We start from the raw sequence: 16,872 nt of genomic DNA on the forward strand, positions 1-16,872 counted from the left end.
GAGCGGCCTAACAGTAGTTCGGCAAGGATTCATTCAGGATGACGAAACCAGACGTTTCACTAGGCTTCGTGAGGCCCGACTCCGGACGGGGAACGGCGACGCAAGACCCCTGAACTGCCCTTCGTGCAAATCTTCAAAGAAAATCGGCACCGCATTGGGGGCAGACCACATGGGTCGGCTGGTCAGCGATGGTGCGGTGATAGGTCATCCGCAGATGGTTTTTGAATAGCACACGTTCACCGCAGCCATGGCAATGCGTCCTCGTCACCGACATTCCACACGCCTTGCAACCGAGAACCCAGTATTCTCGCCCCCTTCCCGACTTGCCCGTCCAATTGCTGACCGCATCGCCGTCGCCATGAACCTTGCCACACGAGATGCAGAAGCTGGCGCTGACAAGAGGAACGTCCTGGTAATCTCCCCGCTCGCCCCCGGGTCCACGGTCCGCATTCTCGAACAGCTCCTCGAAGAATTGCGTCCGAGCATCGAGAGGGACTCCAGTAGGACGTGCGAAGCAGGCCTGCATCAGTTGGCCGATCAGGCGGCGGAGGTGAACTTGCGGATCCGCCGGATCGGCATTCGGAGCTAGCCAGATGTGGCCCTGCAGATGGTCTCTGGGGTGGTCTTGGCCATGGTCGCAATGCGGCCCCCAATCGAGAGGAGAATTCCTTTGTTGCACTGTCTTCCCGCAGGGCTGGAGCACGAAGACGGCATCGCCCTCGTTTCCATAGCCCTTCTGCCGGACCAAGGCCTCGACCATCTCCGAGACCTCGCCCATGGCCCAGCGGCTACGGAACTTGGCGTCCATCACGAGGCCAGGCGCCTGAGAGAACAGCTTGTCGCGCACGTCCGTGGTGGGAACTCTGGGCAGATAAGTGACTCGCAGGCGGAAATCCGGCCGCCGTCCGTTCTTCAGCGTGGGTTGAACCTGAAGTCGTGCGCCCAGCAAGAGATCGGGGCGAAGAAGGTCGAGCGTGATGCGCCCATCGGGCCGGGTTACGGCATCTACCAGCAGGGATTGCCACCCCTCTCCGGGTTGGAACCCATAGTCGCTGATCAGGACCAATAGGATCTTGACCAGGCACCAGCGCTCATAGAGCGCGCTGGCATGGAGAGTAGCGACGACATCCAGCCGCTCCAGCGCTCCGGTATCGAGGCCATGATTATGTGCGGCCTCCTGCAGCTGCCGGAAGGCGGCGAGGCAGGTCACATGGGGCGGATGGAGGCGCCAGCGCAGCCCCTGCGGCGGCGTTGCCGACAGGCCGACGCCAAGGCCCTGCAACTCTCTGTCCAAGCTAGCGAGACACGCGCAACCCGCGGCAAGATCGTCGGAAAGCCGCGCCGCAGCTTGGGCGCGCGAACGGTAGTGCTCAGCCCGCGACATGCTGACCCGCCCGGCCTGCTTGTATTCTTCGCGCGCCTTGCGATCTAGTTGCGTTCGCCAGCCACTGGTCTCAAGGTTGGCGCGCCGCTGTCGGCGGACCTCCAGGCCATTAGGCCGAATGGCCTCAACATGGCTTATCTCATGCAACCAATAGGGTTTGCCGTTGGAGAATGTCTCCTTCGTCTTGACGCGTCCCCCGCGCGTAAAGGCAAAGTCAAACCTCCTTTCTAAAGCTGAGACGCCCCCGATGAGATCACCGACTTCATTCGGCAATCGAAGAACCTGGGGCCAGTAATCCCGTTCAACGTCACCTGCGTCGACATCTCTGACGAAAAAACTTGCGCCTGAAGTTCCATACGGTTTCTGGATTTCGAAACGCCGCCGGAAAAGCTGTTCACCCGACGTAACCACCGGCCGCCATTGCAAGATCGGCTCCATTCGTCGCTCGTATTCATGCAGCTGGGCATCGAAGACCTCGGGGTCGACCTCCTGCCATTCCCGTTCGATCAGCTCGCGGCCTATCTCTTCGAGATGCGCGGCGCGGCGGTCCAGAGCCTCAGCTTGTGCCTGCCCTGCCTTGCTCACGGCCTGCACCAAGGCCAGGGCGCTCTGGATCAGGTGACGCAAATACCGATTGTCGGAAATGTTGGCCTCTGCCTTGGCCACACGTCCCGGCAGGACTTGGGCCCAAGGTGCCCGTCCGAGGACACGGAAGGTCGCAGCGTTCGGCCGGACCTTGGATCGGCGCATCGGACCAATGCTCTCTTGCAAGTCTCGTGGCAGGTCGGCCGCAAGGGACAAGGCCGCCTTGACGAAGGACCCGAAGGCCGTGGCCATGTCGCTGCCAGCGCCCCGCACCACGCCTCCGCTGCCCTCCTGGCCAAGGATCAACCAGATCAACTCGTCCCGGAAATCGCGAAGATAATCTCCAAGCATCACCCCTTCATGATGCCGCGTCACGATGCGCAAGGTCTCGGCGCCTATAGCTACGTCAAATTGCCCGAGCCCGCGCACGAAGGCATTGTCATGCCGCCGTCTGCCTGCGTTCCAGCCACTGGCGGGGATCCACCAGACCTCTCCATCCGGCGCGACGATCCTGAGAAACGCCCTGTCCCCCTCGGCGCTGCGCCAAGAGGGGACGATGCCATCGGGCACCTGCAGACCCAGCCAAGAATGATCGTCCGGAAAGATGTCGAGCACGGTTTCTGGAACGCAGTCGTAATCGATCTCGAGGTCGACGAAGCTAACTGTGACCATGCGCACTTGGCTGGCATCGCGCCAATCGATCTGCAGCTTTGACGCCCTCAGGCCCGGCAGCATCACCGCACCCAGTAGCTCGCAAGGCCGTTGTTGGCATCCGCCGCTGCCGCTAAGTCTTCGAGCCTCCGGACGCAGAAGTCGTCCAGATCGTCCTGATCCTCGGCAAATTCCTCCGAAAGCAGATCTCGCAGCGCATTCAACTGGTCGCGGCGCGACCGTCCGTCCGACATCATCCGCCCAAGGTCCAAGGTGAGCTTCGGCAAGACCTTCAACAGAATGATATTGTTCAGTGCTACCCGTTCATCCAGCCCCGCTTTATCGGCCGCCTGCAGATAGCCGAGGCCCTGCCGGATCGCCCGGTAGCCGAATTCAACGCCGAGCGGGTCCAGCATCCGCGCCAGCCGTGCCAAGAAATCTCCCGTCGGCGATGAGCGATCGAAGGGAGGATATTCCGCGCGCTGCCCAAACTCTTCGGGCAGGATCTGCAAGGAATCAGTCACCGCAAGAGGTTCGATCTCGGCCTCCACCGCCTCCCAATCGGTCAGGAAGGGATTGCCGAAGCGAAGGACGTGCGCGCGGTCAAGAACCTTGGGTGAGAGGCTGTGCGTCGTGTCGTCCATGTTCACGGCGCCCATAATGCGAACATTGGCCGGAAAGCGGAGCTTCGTCCGGGTCCGGATCAGACCGCTCAGCGCCCTGCGCAGGCGGGCATGGTGAACGAGTATCGACTCTGTATTCTTGAAACCGCCGAATAGGGTCAGGAAGTTGTTCGCTGTTTCGTCTTTCAAGAGGTCCTCGATCGTGGCCCCCTCGTTAAGTTTGGCCCTGAGGCGCGCCTCTTCCTCGATGTTAAGGAAGATCCCATTCTCCATAAGGACATGGCGCTCTTCGTCCTGCGTGAAGAGCGGGATTTCAGGAAGGCGATCACGGGTTTCAAGGTGGCTGAGGAAATCGGCGAAGTAGTATTCGACCCGCGCCAAGTTCATTTCGTCTAGCAGGATGAAATGCAGCCGGTTTGGATCTGCCTCGGCTCGGAGGAGCGCATCAAGGAAGGGCGTCGACTGATACTTGCGTTCGACCGGGTTGAAATAGCCGATCAGGTCCTCGGGGCCGGTCCAGTTGGGTTTGACCGCGATGATCTCGCAGACGGCGCCCAAGGCATCGGCCACGGCCTTGACCATCGAGGTCTTGCCCGATCCGGAATCGCCAGCAAGGATCACGAGGTCCGATGTCCGCGTGAGCGCGAGAAAATTCCTGATCCTGTCCTGCGGAAAGATCAGCTTGCGGTTCCAGAGCACCGTCTGCACATGGGGCGCGAGGCGGGAGAAATCACCGTCGAAGGCCTCGGCCAAGGACTTCCCGCTGGCGGCGGGCGGCTGGTGCCTAAGAAGTCGGTTGAGGTCGTCTTCGTCGATCAGGCCAAGCGCGCGCAAGCGTTCGCCCTTGCGTTCTGCGAGTTCTGCAAGTGAGCTTAGCCGGGCTTCCATCAGGACTCTTTCCTTTTCATGGGCTTCGCGCTGGGTTTGCAGGTCGAGAAGAGCATCACGCAATTGGCTTTTGGTGTCGGCAAGACGATCATCTGCGGCGGTCTGGTGGGACAAGGCTTGGGCGAGAGCCGTGCTGGCGGCCTCGAGCTTGGACGTCTCAAGTTCAACGTTCGCCTCCAGGGCTGCAATTTTTAGGGCAGTAGATTTAGTGGCTCTTTCCATGATGGCGTCATGGGCCGCCGCCTCGAGCAGCGCCACGCTGGCGGAGCCACGAACCGTAAAGGTCCAGTCCTTGGGCGCCTCGCGAAGCGGCCGCAACGTGCCGCGAGCCACATTGCACTGATAGGGATTTTTGCGCTTTTCTCGTTCTCTCACGGGCGAGAGGGTCAACTCAGCGATGGCCCAAGGCCGGTGTTCAGACTGAAGGTCGAAGCCTTGGGGCAAAACCGGCCCGACGAAAGCGCTGTGCGATCCGTTGGTCGCGGTCCCGGGATAGTTCAAGCTAGCAAAGCTGGCCGGGTGTCTCAGATTTTCGAGAAAATGAGTCGTCCTGCCGTCGGGCAGGATCGCGGAGCGGATATTCCCGATGACAACGATCCTCTCGTCGGGTTCAAAACCCCACTCACGCCGCAGTTCCGCAAAGACTTCGGTTTCCGGGCCATCGACATCAACGCGTCCCATGAGAGGTCCCATTCAATTCAGCTTGGGCTTTCACAGCAGCGTCAAACTCATCTCGATCATTTCAACAGGATAGAAAGCTAAGGCTTGCCGCCTTGGTTCATTGCAATGTTTTTCATGTTCAGCAGCAAATTAGAAGTGCCATTCACAACGTAGGGTAGTGAACGCGCCATTCCTGCCGGCACAGTTGAGCGTTAGATTACCGGCTCGTAATTAAACGCGTGTGCTTGCTCGATCGGTAGTGCTGAGGCTACCCTTGCCTTCTTCGGTGCAAAGCACAAACCGAAAAATGAATGGTCTGACGCGATCCGCACGGTAGAAGAAGTCGATACAACCTGTGAACGAGCATGGCCCAAATACGGAAACTAGAAGTTCTGAATTTCAGGAGCATCAGGACCCTGTCCTGGCTCCCGACGCCGGGCATCAACTGCCTGGTCGGCCCTGGCGACAGCGGCAAGTCGACTGTCATCGACGCCGTCGATCTCTGCATGGGGGCTAGGCGCACGATTCAGTTCACCGACGCGGACTTCACTGATCTCGCCGTCGACACGCCGATCGAGATCACCGTCACGCTCGGCGCATTGTCTGATCGACTGAAAACCCTCGACTCCTACGGCCTCTTTCTGCGCGGCTTCGACGCCGCAAACGGGGAAATCGAGGACGAGCCGCGGGCCGGTCTTGAAACAGTTTTGTGCCTCAGGTTGACAGTGGGGGCAAATCTCGAGCCGGTCTGGACGCTGGTCTCCGATCGCGCGGCCGCACTCGGGAGCGAGCGCTACCTCGCTTGGTCCGACCGGCAGGACATCGCCCCGACCCGGATCGGCTCCTTTTCGGACGTGAATCTTTCTTGGAAACGTGGCTCCGTCCTGAACAAGCTATCCAAGGAAAAGGCCGACGCATCTACGATCCTGCTCGCTGCGGCGCGTAACGCCCGGGCACAATTCGGCGACACGGCGGACGAGCAACTGGCGGAAGCGCTGGCGAAGGTCAAGGAAGTCGCGGACGGCTTGGGCATTGGAGACGGGAACGACCTCCATGCCGAACTGGATGTCCACTCGGTGTCCGTGTCGGCCGGCACGATCTCTCTCCACAATGCGGTCGGCATTCCGCTGAAGGGAATGGGTATCGGATCGACGCGCCTTCTGATCGCCGGCCTGCAGAAGGAAGCCGCGGCGGGATCGGCGATCGTGCTGGTCGACGAAGTCGAGCACGGGCTCGAGCCGCACCGGATCATCCAGCTTCTGAACGCGCTCGGCGCTAAGGATCCCGAACCTTCCCTCCAGGTATTTATGACCAGTCATTCACCTGTGGTCGTTCGGGAGCTTGGGCTAACGCCTCTAACAATCGCGCGGCGGGGTGATCATGGTCCAGACCTGAAACGAGCCGGAGACCATCCCGAGTTGCAGGGGACGGCACGGCTCTTCCCGGAGGCGTTCCTCGCCAAGTCTGTCTTGGTCTGTGAAGGGGCGACGGAAGTCGGGTTTGTGAGGGGCATAGACCAGTGGTTAGCCGATCGAGGGAGGCCGTCGCTCCACGCTGCGGGCACCTGTCTCATCAGCGGCGGCGGAGACGAGATGTTGAAGCGGGCCTCGGCCTTTGTGGCGCTCGGCTATAGGACGGCCCTTCTACGTGATGACGACAAGCGTCCGGACCCAGATGAGGAAGCGTTGTTCGAATTGTCCGGCGAAGTCTTTAAGTGGCAGGAGGATCGGAAAATTGAAGCAGAGATTTTTGCATCGATCCCACCGGACGCGGCCATCGCTCTTCTCGACCTAGCTCTCGAAGATCTGGAGCACCAAGTCTTGGACGCGCAGCTTGCTTCTGCCTCGGGCAACAAAGTCAGCATCGCCTTAATCCGGGAAGAGGCGATGGCCGGCGGGCTCAGTCCTATTTCCCGAAGGGCTTTGGGGGAGGCTTCGGGGAAGAAGTCGGGTTGGTTTAAGACCGTGGGCGCGATGGAACGCGCGGCCCGCGAAATCATAGGACCGAGCCTCGCTTCGGGGGAAGCACCCTTCAGGCGGACGACGGTGAAAATACGTCGCTGGACCCTCAATGCCTGACGACATTAACCTCTTGGACATGACCCGGGGCACCGTCGAGGCCCCCGCAGGCTGCGGCAAGACAGAACTGATCGTCTCCGCCCTCCGCCGCCAATCCGACCCGAAGCCTGTCCTTGTTCTAACCCACACAAACGCAGGGGTCGCCGCGCTCCGGCATCGGTTGCAGCGGCATGAAGTGCCGCAGGATCGTTACCGACTGTCAACGATCGATGGCTGGGCCCTTCGCATCCTGAAAACTTTTCCTGCGCGGTCGGGGATAGATCCCGCTCATCTCGACCTCGAGGATGCGAGACGGGACTACCCAGCCATCAAGGCAGCAATCGCGCGCCTCCTCGTCGGTCGGCATATCGACGAGGTGCTTTTCGCGAGCTACCGCCGAGTCATCGTCGACGAGTATCAGGACTGCGATCCTGATCAGCACGCTGTTGTCTGCCATATCGCGTCCATTCTGCCGACCGTCGTCCTCGGCGATCCGATGCAGGAGATTTTCAACTGGCGAGGCCACCATCCGGTTTGGGAGGACGACGTGCTCGGCACCTTTCCGTTGGTCGCGGAATTGACCCGACCATGGCGATGGGAGAATGCCGGCGCCCATGAACTCGGCGCCTGGCTGCTTGAGGCGCGTCGCACGCTGAAGGCCGGTGACCAGATAGACTTGCGAGCCGCACCCCCTGACGTCTCCTGGGTTCATCTCGATCGCATAAACGACAACGAGAGGCAGCGCCTTGCCTGCCTCACTCGATCGCCGCGGGACGGAGGCGAAGTCCTAATCATGACGGGTGGGATCCAAAAGGGTCTGCAGCGGAAGCTGGCAAAGCAGACACCGGGTGCCGTGACCGTCGAAGCGGTCGACCTCACAGATGTCACGGACTTTGCGCGCGAGGTCGACCTTGTTGCCCCGGGAAAGCTCGAAGCTGCTCTCGACTTCGCCTTCGCGGTCATGTCAGGCGTTGATCGGGAGGGCATCGCTGCCCGGGCGGCGACAATCGCGGCGGGTCGACACCGGGCACCGCCCGAGGCGCACGAACTTGCGGCAATACGATACCGAGAGTTTGGGGATGCCGCCTCCCTCATCGCCCTGTTCGAAGCGCTCGAGGCCGCACAGGGTGCTAGGACGTTTCGACCGGAGATCCTGCGCACCTGCATCAAAGCCCTCAGATCGTCCGGTCCCAATGTGAGCTTTCTGGAGGGCGCGAAGCACATCCGCGAACAGCAGCGCGTCCTCGGACGGCTGCTGCCAAAGAAAGCTGTGGGAAGTCCGCTCCTGCTCAAGGGTCTCGAGGGCGATGTTGCGGTTATCTTGGATGCGAGCGACTTCGACCGTGATGCAGCAAAGAACAGGAAGAACCTCTACGTCGCGATGACCCGGGGCTCCAGGAAACTGGTGGTCTGCTCGCCGACACACCTTTTGGGATGATAGCTGCGCTAGGTGGCGAGGCCATGCTACTGCTGTAAGGGTCCGCTCCCCGCACTAGGCAGCCTTGTCGTGCTTGGGGCGCCAAGGAACGCTTCCTGCGCTTATTGGTCGACCAGTCGCGCCGCCGGAACGGCGGCTTTGTCCTATTAAGGACATAGTTTTGTCAATGTCGCTGCCACAAGTTTGAACGACTGTTCTGGGGAAGCCGCACCGCAGCGTCTGACGAAGGCTGAACGGCAGGAATGGGCCGAACGAGACCGCGATTGGCGATGCCCCCCACATTGATCCGAACGGCCTTTGTCATGGCATGCTGGTCAGGCGCGGCATGGACGAGCCCGTGCTGTGCAAGCCTCCTGTCCTGTTTGTGACCAGAGATGAAGAGCACTTTGCGCTGTTCTGAACCCGTGAGACGCAAACAAACGGCTCAGCCGCTCTGCTTCGTTTCATGCGGCAGCAGGGTCCCTCGCAGCTTCCTTCCAAAGCTCTTGCCTAATAATTTTTCTTGCTGCGATAGGTGTATCATAAGCTTAAAGGCCCCGCGATAGCGGGCGTAGTAAAGCGGCAGGCGCTCTGACGCTTTAACCCTCCGGCGCAGAGCCGCCCCAAGCAAGAGCAGGGCTTCTTTGAAACGCGCGTCCGCGACCTTGTGTTTGTAACGCTCCACATAATCGTAGAACACCGCGTAGTTTGGAACATGAGACGCGCTGACCGCTACAGCTTGATAGAGGATGTCTGCCCTGACCTCATCAACTTTATAGCTGGTGGTCCATCGCTCGCCATTCTTCTTGCCGAGGGCCATGCCCAGATAGTCCCGGCTGCGCGTTTCTGAAACATGCCATGAGCAAAAGGTGTCCGCACGTTCCTGTCCAAAGGTCAGAAGATAGTCGAACGCACAAACCGCCTCTTGTTCGCTACCTGGCGCATGAATTCCATCCTGCCGCAGATCGACATAGAAGTTCGACTGCTTGAACCCGTCGAGGGTTTCGAGCACCGCCGCCGGTGCATAGTGCCGGTAGAGTCGGCGGTCATGGACCGGATCGCCGTCCATGACCTCCCGAATGCTTTGACCGTAGCCGAGAATGAGTTCCTGCTTCTTCTTGTGGGCGCCCCCTGCCCTCCAGTAGGTTGTCCACGCCTCCTTCTCGACACCGTGCTCGTAGCGCAGGAAGGTGTTTACCAGCAGGGGAATTTTGGCGATTTCTTCGAGACCAAGGACAGTCAGAGCTGCGGCACGTGCGACTCTGTCGCCCGCGGCGAGGAACATCGCATCATCAAACAGGCTTAGGCCGTTATTCAGGTAAGCAGTGGTCGCGGCGGCCACTTCCGCCTTCGTCAAGATGCCGTCACGCCGTATCGGGGCGGGTTTTCGCGAAAGCCAGGACGCTATGTCGTCTTCGGTCATGACTACCCAGTAACTCAATTCCTCTTAATTTCCAGATTTTTACCATGTGTTCAACCCGGTTAGCGCAGAACATGTCATGAAGTCCAAATCCTGCCCCAACATTTACGGGCCCAACTGTGACCGGGAATGATCAAGGTGGGAATGCGTGGCGGACCGTTTACAGACGGCGTGGCGAGCAGCAGCTTTCGGGACCTGTGTGAAAGTCTCAATTGCCGGGATGAGCGCGCGAAGCGGACGCTGTGTTCGAGGAGGTCGACCGGCAGCTATGAACCGACCGGCACCGAGAGTGCCGACCGGTTGGATGGCTACAGGTCTATCGCTCTGACAGCGTCAGCGCGTCTTCGATATTGACCCCGAGATAGCACACAGTGCTGTCCATCTTCGTGTGGCCGAGCAGCAATTGAACAGCCCGCAGGTTACCCGTTTCTTGTAGATCTGGGCCACTTTGGTGCGCCTCATCGAATGGGTGCCGTAGGCGCTCGGCTCAAGATCAAGTGACATGACCCAGCCCCGGACGATCCGCGCATATTGCCGTGTCGACGGGTGAGGGCTGCCGTGGATCCGGCTTGGCCATAGGAACTCAAGGCCGATCATCTCGGGGTTCCGGATCCACTCCTCCTCACTTAAGAGCGGCAGCGCGCCAAGGTCTGCGTCCCGAATAGCGGCCACTCGCCTGCCATACCCACCGGGTTACGATGCGAGCACCCAGAGGTAGCGCAGAGACGCTTCCGTTGCGGATGGCCTGCAACTTTTCTACCGTTGCATCCTGATCTGATGGATGGATGTTCCCGTGGAAGAGAGCGTAGATACAAGCACGCGCATTGAGGAGATCCTTGCGCAGGTGAAGCCTCTCGCTGCCGAATACTACCAGCTGACCGGCAAGCCGCTGGGCGTCACCGGCGAAATTGCCGAGTATCTCGCATCGACGATCCTGGATCTCGAACTCGCGCCTGCTCGGACCGAGGGCTATGACGCGCTGCGCCGAAATGGCGACCTAGCCGAGAAGATCCAGATCAAGGGACGGGCTTTCGGCGCGGGCGCAAATCCTGGCCAGCGCCTCGGGCGTATCAAGCTGGATGCCGACTGCGACGTCGTCATGCTCGTCATCATGGACAGCGCAACGCTCGAGGCCCGGGAGATCCTGGAGGCTCCTTATGCAGCGGTCGTGGAGGTCCTGGTCCGGCCGGGATCGCGTGCAAGGGAGCGGGGACAACTCGGCATCACGACCTTCCGGTCGATAGCCAAGAAGGTCTGGGAGGCGGAGCGACCGGCGGCGCCAATAGCGCGCGCTGTTCAGCCGACCGTTGCCACCGCATCAGGCGGGCTCTTCTGTCCAGAGTGCGGACAGGAATTCCGAGGCACATGGAGCGGGATCGATGCGCATTGGAAGTCGCGGCATGACCATATCATGCTATACGAGGAAGCCTGGCCGCTACTGCGCACGGGCCGCTATGCGGCCAAAGGCACGGGCAACGCCTAGCCCGTCATCCGGCCGCAACGCCGCACCTTACCCGAGCCGATATGGACGAAGTTGCGGTAGACGCCGCGAGGCGCGCGGATAATTTACTGCAGTCCCTCGTGCACGGCCTCAATCCTGCGTGGTGATGTGGCAAGACGCTGCAGCAGGAGGACAACATGTCTCAGCGAGTCTTTTGTCGATCATGCTCGCGGGCGTCATGTCGATCAGCGCCCCCGCCCATGCGGACCCAGATCTAGGCGAGGTGGTCGGCACGATCGCGCGGCAGATCCTTGAGCAGCAGCAGGGCGCGCAACAGCGGGCGCTGTGGGATGGCGTGATCGCCAACAGCTCGGCGGCCGCCTATCGGCAATATCTGGATACCTATCTCCAAGGCCCGAACGCCGGCACTGCACGCGAGCGGCTGGAGCGGCTGACCGCAGGTTCGGGTGGCGGCTCGGATGCCGCCCCGATCAGCGAGGCTGCGCGGGCCGAAGCGCAACTGGGCCTGACCCGCTAGGATCAGATCGCGGTGCAGCAGCGCCTAGTCGACGGCCGCTACTACACGTCAGGCATCGACGGCGACTTTGGCGCCGGAACCCGGCGCGCTATTACTGCATGGCAGCGGACGAACGGCTACGGCCAGACTGGCTATCTGAACCGCACCCAGCTGACGGCTCTCACCGGCCGACCGAGGCCTGCCCCGATCCCGCGACGCCCGCTCCCGCTCCTGGCGACAGCGCGACCGCGTCCGCCCGGGCCGAACTCCTATCGCTCATATTCATTTTCTGGGAAGGTTTGTCGAAATCAATAGGCCTAATTGATTGAGTCTATACGACCTACCAAAAGGGGAAGAAGAATGGCAGATTTCCTGCTAGAAAATGGCGAGCATGAAGATCACGCTAGCCTGCTCGGCCGTTATCTTGAGAGAGCCGAGCGCTTCATTTGCATCGTAGCGTTTGCCAAGATGTCAGGACTGAAGCTTATCCATAAGGCACTCGAAGCGCGTGTTGCGGGGGGCATGAGCGCCACGTTTGTCATTGGCATCGACTTCTTCCAGAGCGAGCCTAAGTTGCTCCGCAAGCTCCTTCACCTGCGCACGTCCGCCTCGAAAGTTGGCGGCGAGGTCAAGGTTTATATGGGGTGTGATGCAAGTCCCCATACGATGCATCCGAAGGTTTATTGGATTAAAGGCGGCAAGGAGGAAGTGCTAATCGTCGGTTCAGCGAACATGACCTTCGGCGGCTTCTCCGACAATCATGAAATTTCCGCTGCCCTGTCCGGTGCTGGCCGAAAATGGCGCCGCCGGCTAGAAGACTGGGTAGGCGAGCGGATTACGAGCGGGGACGTCGTTGAAGCAACGCCTGCCCTGATCAACGCCTATGAGAAGCGACGCAACATCTATAGCGCCGCAATGAAGGCGGCGGAGTGGCGCGCCCGGCGCTCGATGGAGTTGCCTGCAGGCCAGACGATCATTTTGAGCGATCTATTGGCCGAGATGCGCGCTGACGACGGTCCGGAGGGATTCGCCGCGCAGGTGAAGCAGCGTCGTAGCAGCCATCGCGAGGCGGTTGCGCTTCTTGCTGGACTTGCGGACGACCCAGACCTCAAACCGCGCGATTTTCTGCCGCGGTATGAGGAGCAGATCGCGCAGTGGCACTCGGGCGGGCTCCATCGCGGAAAGACCGCACTTGCAAAGAAGGCCCCGCTTTACCAAGCTGCGCTGCGCGCCGTCGCCGCAGAAAGAACGCAGGATCCAGCCGCGCTGTTCGACCTCTTGAAGAGCTACTTCGACAAAATCCCCCGCGCCGGCATCAACGTCCTCACCGAAATACTACATACCCGCGATCCGAAGCAGTTTCCTGTCATGAACCAGAATTCGGTGGCAGGGATGGGTTTAGCCAACTTCGCGGGCTATCCGCATGCGCCAGCAAAGACGAACGTCAATGGCGAGTGCTACCGCAGCTTCGCCGCCGATGCGGCCGCGCTTCGTCAAAGCCTAGGCCTGCACGACTTCACTGAACTCGATGTCCTATTCAACTTCGCTTATTGGAACCCGCCTAAAGCCCATGACGTGGATGAGGCGCAGAAAGCGCTAAGGTGAATAGGGCAAGTAATATTCACTCGGGATCAACATATCGGACAGATCGTTTATGCCTGTAGCAGCATTGCCGCGCATGTGCGGCGGCGTGGGCGCTTTCTGCCCTTCGAGCACACGAAACCCATGCCCTGACTGAGCCCTGTGCAGGTGCAGCGACCGGCAGCTTTGTCCGCTTAGGCGGACCTTGCCGGGTCGATCTCGCCACGGATAGTTCGAGGATCCGCTTTGTAGCGCCATGGCCACGGCGCCAACGCGAAGTGAACCCGCAATGAAGGACTATCGACGTCTCAACAGATAGTGCCGCCGCTTCATCCCGCAGGATGCGTCCACCGCCGGCCCGAGCGAAACTCAGGTCGCCTCACCTAACCTTCGACCTGATGTAGCTCGAAGAACAGCATCTCAGGAAGCTCAGTAAATGCTTCCGCAATCTGCTCGACTTCAGTCTCGATGGGACGCCCCGCTGCGTGCCGGCTTCGCCTCACCGTGCTTAGGGAGTCGAAAGTCTCACGATCCTGTTGGCTGATTTCAGACTGCGTGCCCCTGAGCAGACGCCCCAAGGTGCGCATCGCCGCGATGTCATTGCTGTAGAGCATATGCCCCGCGCAGATGACATAGGGATCGACATCGCATAAGAACGCGAGGGTTGCGAGATCCCGAGCGGATAAACGATCTGCGAGCGGCAATGTCGGAGGCTGGACATATGCTTCATGCATCTGAGACCTGAGCACCTTGGAGGCCAGGGCAAGCACCCGCTTTCCGTATTGATCGGGATTCTTCAGAATATAATGCGCTCTGAGGTTCAGAAGTTGGCCCATGGCCGCGTCGTAGTCAGCCATCAGCGGAACACGCTCAGCCATCACCTGCTCCGAGATACGTTTGGCCTTCGCAAGGGTGTCAATGACATGGGTTCTCATCATGGCCAAGTCGCGGATCTTTGGATCCCTTGTCGCTAATCGACGAATGTAGCTGTTCGAGATTGCCTTGACCCTCTGTCGCACCTCCTCACCGGACCTGGGATGAGGCTCGTCCGGGAAGTGCATCGAAAGTTTGCGGCCTTCATCCATCAGGGCCGGAATGTAGGTCCACAATTCCGGATGCTCTTCCTGATCACCCGCCTGACCCGTGGTGCCGCCATTCTTCCGCCCGGCATGAGAGTTCTTTGCCAGTGCTGAGAGGTTTGGCGCATGCTCCGCAAGCCAGCGGTAGACCTCCGCTTCGTTATGCTTCGAGCCACCAGCTACATAGTCACTGAGGCTGGGAAAGAGCGCATAGGTCCACAAACGCAAGGCATCACGGATGCGCCGTTCCGTCCCTGACAGCTGTCGCCGTCCGCGGGGAAAAAGAACGATTTCAAGAAGCGGCAAGGTCATGACGCCATAACCATAGTCGCTGATCTGCCTTCGAACCCACGGCGGGACAGAGGTCAGTTTGGTAAGCTCATCCGCCGTGACTTCGATTTCCATTCTAAATCTTCGTCGGCGGACGCGGTGCCAGACCTCATCCGGAACAAGTCCTGGATCGCTCCTGAGTCGATCCACATCAATCAGCATGAGAGCCGGCGCGTATTCGGCAACAGGGACGTCCTGGTCATCCGGTGCTTCTTCGCAGTGCGCGAGATAGAGTTCACGGGCTTCATCCCACAGTTGCTGGATTTTGTCTTCCAAAGGGACCCTCGACCTGGCTCACGTCAAACGGCCGATTTGTTTCCCAAGCCGGTTGCGAACTCTGCTTCAGATTGCACGGACCTTTCCGTCCGGGTCAATCGCGATGTCCAGAACGCCCTCCAAGCCAGACCGAACACCGTCAGCTCGCCGGGCTGATCAGCGGCGTGACAGTGACGCGGACATTGATTACGCGGCCCGGGAACCCCATCATGAAGGCCTCGACGCCCTCGTCCGCCTTCTCGCCCGGCAGGCGGCTCGGGCGTATCTGGCCCAATCCGCCACGGAGGGAGGGGACACGCCGTGACCTTCAAACCATCATCGCCTGTCCAGGCGGCCCTCTACGCCCGCTATTCCTCCGACCTGCAGCGGGATGCTTCGATTGAGGACCAGCTGCGGATCTGCCGCAAGATTTGCGCGGACCATGGCTGGCTGGTGACGGAAACGTTCCAGGATCGGGCAATCAGCGGTTCTTGTGATTTGCGGCCCGGGTTTCAGGAACTGCGGCAGGCCGCCATGCGAGGCGGCTTCGACGTGGTGGTGGCCGAGGCCCTGGACCGCTTCTCGCGCGACCAGGAGCACATCGCCGGCTTTCACAAGCAGATGAGCTTTCGGGGCATCCGCATCGTCACCAAGACCGAGGGCGAGATCAACGAGATGCATGTCGGCCTCGGGGGCACAATGGCGGCCCTCTACATCAAGCATCTCGCCCAGAAGACCCACCGGGGGCTAGAGGGCCGGGTGCGGGACGGCAAGTCGGCCGGCGGCATCGGCTATGGATACAAGGTCGACCGCCAGGCACTGCCCGATGGCAGCCAGACCACCGGCGATCGCGTCATCCATGAGGCGGAAGCCGCGGTCGTGCGGCGGATCTTCCGTGACTATGCCGCAGGCAAGAGCGCCCGCACCATCGCGGTCGCGCTGAACGCGGAAGGCATCCCCTCCCCCGCTTCGGGCCGCAGCAGCGGCACCTGGAGCGCTTCTACCATCGGCGGCAACTGGAAACGCGGAACGGGGATCCTCAACAACGAACTTTATGTCGGCAAGCTGGTGTGGAACCGGCTGCACTACCGCAAGGATCCCGCCACCGGAAAGCGGGTCTCGCGGCTGAACCAGCCCGAGGACTGGGTTGTCGAGGAGGTGCGGCACCTGGCCATTGTCGACCAGTCTCTCTGGAAGACGGTGAAGGCCCGCCAGCAGGCGACCCGCGAGGAGATCTTCGAAAGCCGCGCCGAGAACCCCGAAGCGCCGGGCATCGAACGTGGCCGCCGCCCCCGCCATCTGCTGTCTGACCTGATCCGTTGCGGCTGTTGCGGGGGCGGCTATTCCATGATCAGCAAGTCCCGGCTGGGCTGTTCGAGGACCCGCAACAAGGGCACCTGCACCAACCGCCGCACGATCCGGCGGGAAGAGGTGGAGGAGCGGGTGCTCTCCGGCCTGAGGGAGCGCCTGATGAGACCGGACCTGCTGCGCCGGTTTATCGAGGAGTTTCAGCGCGAGGTGCAGCGGGGGCGACAGGACGCTATGGCGGAGCGGGCCGATCTCGAACGCCGCCATGCCCGCGTCAAGAAAGGCATCGACAGCATCATCACCGCGATCACCGACGGGATGTATGGCCCCTCCATGAAAGAGAAGATGAACGCGCTCGAAGCCGAGCGCGCCGAGATCGAAGCAGCCCTGTCCCGAACCCAACAGCCGTCGCCCGTGACGATGCATCCCGGCATCGCCACGGTCTACGAGAAGAAGGTGGCGGCGCTGAGCACGGCGCTGAACGCCGACGGCACGCGGGCCGAGGCGGCGATGATCCTGCGCGGGCTGATCGAGAAGGTGGTGATCCATCCTGGCCCGGAGACACAGGGGATCGATCTTTACGGGGAACTGGGGGCGATCCTGGCGCTCTGCGCGGATCGGACCGCCCCACATGCCGACGCCCGCCTTGGGGGCGGGCGTTCGAGGCAAGTGACTA

The 16,872-nt window shown here is 60.8% G+C and carries 11 protein-coding genes and 1 pseudogene; 6 read left to right on the top strand and 6 right to left on the bottom strand.

The features are described from left to right. Positions 1 to 133 precede the first annotated feature (133 nt). On the bottom strand, positions 134 to 2,704 hold the full coding sequence (locus AAIL68_RS13225; protein WP_347140255.1) for a zinc ribbon domain-containing protein: 2,571 nt from the start codon (positions 2,702 to 2,704) through the stop codon (positions 134 to 136). Further along, entirely contained in the window at positions 2,704 to 4,812 is a 2,109-nt protein-coding gene (locus tag AAIL68_RS13230) for an AAA family ATPase (protein WP_347140256.1), read from the bottom strand. Before AAIL68_RS13230 ends, AAIL68_RS13225 begins: the two co-directional genes overlap by 1 nt. Before the next feature lie 344 nt (positions 4,813 to 5,156). On the opposite strand from AAIL68_RS13230, the gene AAIL68_RS13235 reads away from it, so the two are divergent. Next, a complete protein-coding gene (locus AAIL68_RS13235; RefSeq protein WP_347140257.1) occupies positions 5,157 to 6,869 on the top strand; it encodes an AAA family ATPase in 1,713 nt (570 codons plus the stop codon). Next, positions 6,862 to 8,286 carry a UvrD-helicase domain-containing protein gene (locus AAIL68_RS13240; RefSeq protein ID WP_347140258.1) on the top strand — a complete coding sequence of 475 codons (1,425 nt, stop codon included), beginning with the start codon at positions 6,862 to 6,864 and terminating at the stop codon, positions 8,284 to 8,286. The genes AAIL68_RS13235 and AAIL68_RS13240 overlap by 8 nt, the downstream gene beginning before the upstream one ends. A gap of 424 nt (positions 8,287 to 8,710) precedes the next feature. On the opposite strand, the gene AAIL68_RS13245 is transcribed toward AAIL68_RS13240, so the two are convergent. Both AAIL68_RS13245 and AAIL68_RS13250 read right to left on the bottom strand, forming a co-directional pair. Beyond that, positions 8,711 to 9,688, bottom strand: coding sequence for an AbiV family abortive infection protein (locus AAIL68_RS13245; protein WP_347140259.1), 978 nt, complete (start codon positions 9,686 to 9,688; stop codon positions 8,711 to 8,713). 313 nt (positions 9,689 to 10,001) lie between these two features. Beyond that, positions 10,002 to 10,312, bottom strand: a pseudogene (locus tag AAIL68_RS13250) (tyrosine-type recombinase/integrase); the annotation flags it as partial. A gap of 154 nt (positions 10,313 to 10,466) precedes the next feature. Here AAIL68_RS13250 and AAIL68_RS13255 point away from each other — a divergent pair. The 3 genes from AAIL68_RS13255 (at position 10,467) to AAIL68_RS13265 (ending at position 13,248) form a co-directional block, all read left to right on the top strand. Beyond that, positions 10,467 to 11,168: a hypothetical protein gene (locus AAIL68_RS13255; RefSeq protein WP_347140260.1), complete on the top strand. Its 702-nt coding sequence runs from the start codon at positions 10,467 to 10,469 to the stop codon at positions 11,166 to 11,168. Positions 11,169 to 11,349: 181 nt separating this feature from the next. Continuing rightward, positions 11,350 to 11,664, top strand: a complete 315-nt coding sequence (locus AAIL68_RS13260) for a hypothetical protein (RefSeq protein ID WP_347140261.1) — start codon at positions 11,350 to 11,352, stop codon at positions 11,662 to 11,664. A 339-nt stretch (positions 11,665 to 12,003) separates the two neighbouring features. Next, a complete protein-coding gene (locus AAIL68_RS13265; protein ID WP_347140262.1) occupies positions 12,004 to 13,248 on the top strand; it encodes a phospholipase D family protein in 1,245 nt (414 codons plus the stop codon). Positions 13,249 to 13,607: 359 nt separating this feature from the next. Here AAIL68_RS13265 and AAIL68_RS13270 read toward each other — a convergent pair whose 3' ends face one another. After that, positions 13,608 to 14,909 carry a hypothetical protein gene (locus tag AAIL68_RS13270; RefSeq protein ID WP_347140263.1) on the bottom strand — a complete coding sequence of 434 codons (1,302 nt, stop codon included), beginning with the start codon at positions 14,907 to 14,909 and terminating at the stop codon, positions 13,608 to 13,610. Between the two features lie 139 nt (positions 14,910 to 15,048). Further along, positions 15,049 to 15,183 carry a hypothetical protein gene (locus AAIL68_RS13275; protein WP_347140264.1) on the bottom strand — a complete coding sequence of 45 codons (135 nt, stop codon included), beginning with the start codon at positions 15,181 to 15,183 and terminating at the stop codon, positions 15,049 to 15,051. Positions 15,184 to 15,209: 26 nt separating this feature from the next. Here AAIL68_RS13275 and AAIL68_RS13280 point away from each other — a divergent pair. Continuing rightward, positions 15,210 to 16,872 (top strand): recombinase family protein (locus AAIL68_RS13280; protein WP_347140265.1); only part of this gene is annotated, 1,663 nt, incomplete at its 3' end.

This window comes from Paracoccus sp. SSK6 (assembly GCF_039770665.1).
Taxonomy (GTDB): Bacteria; Pseudomonadota; Alphaproteobacteria; order Rhodobacterales; family Rhodobacteraceae; genus Paracoccus.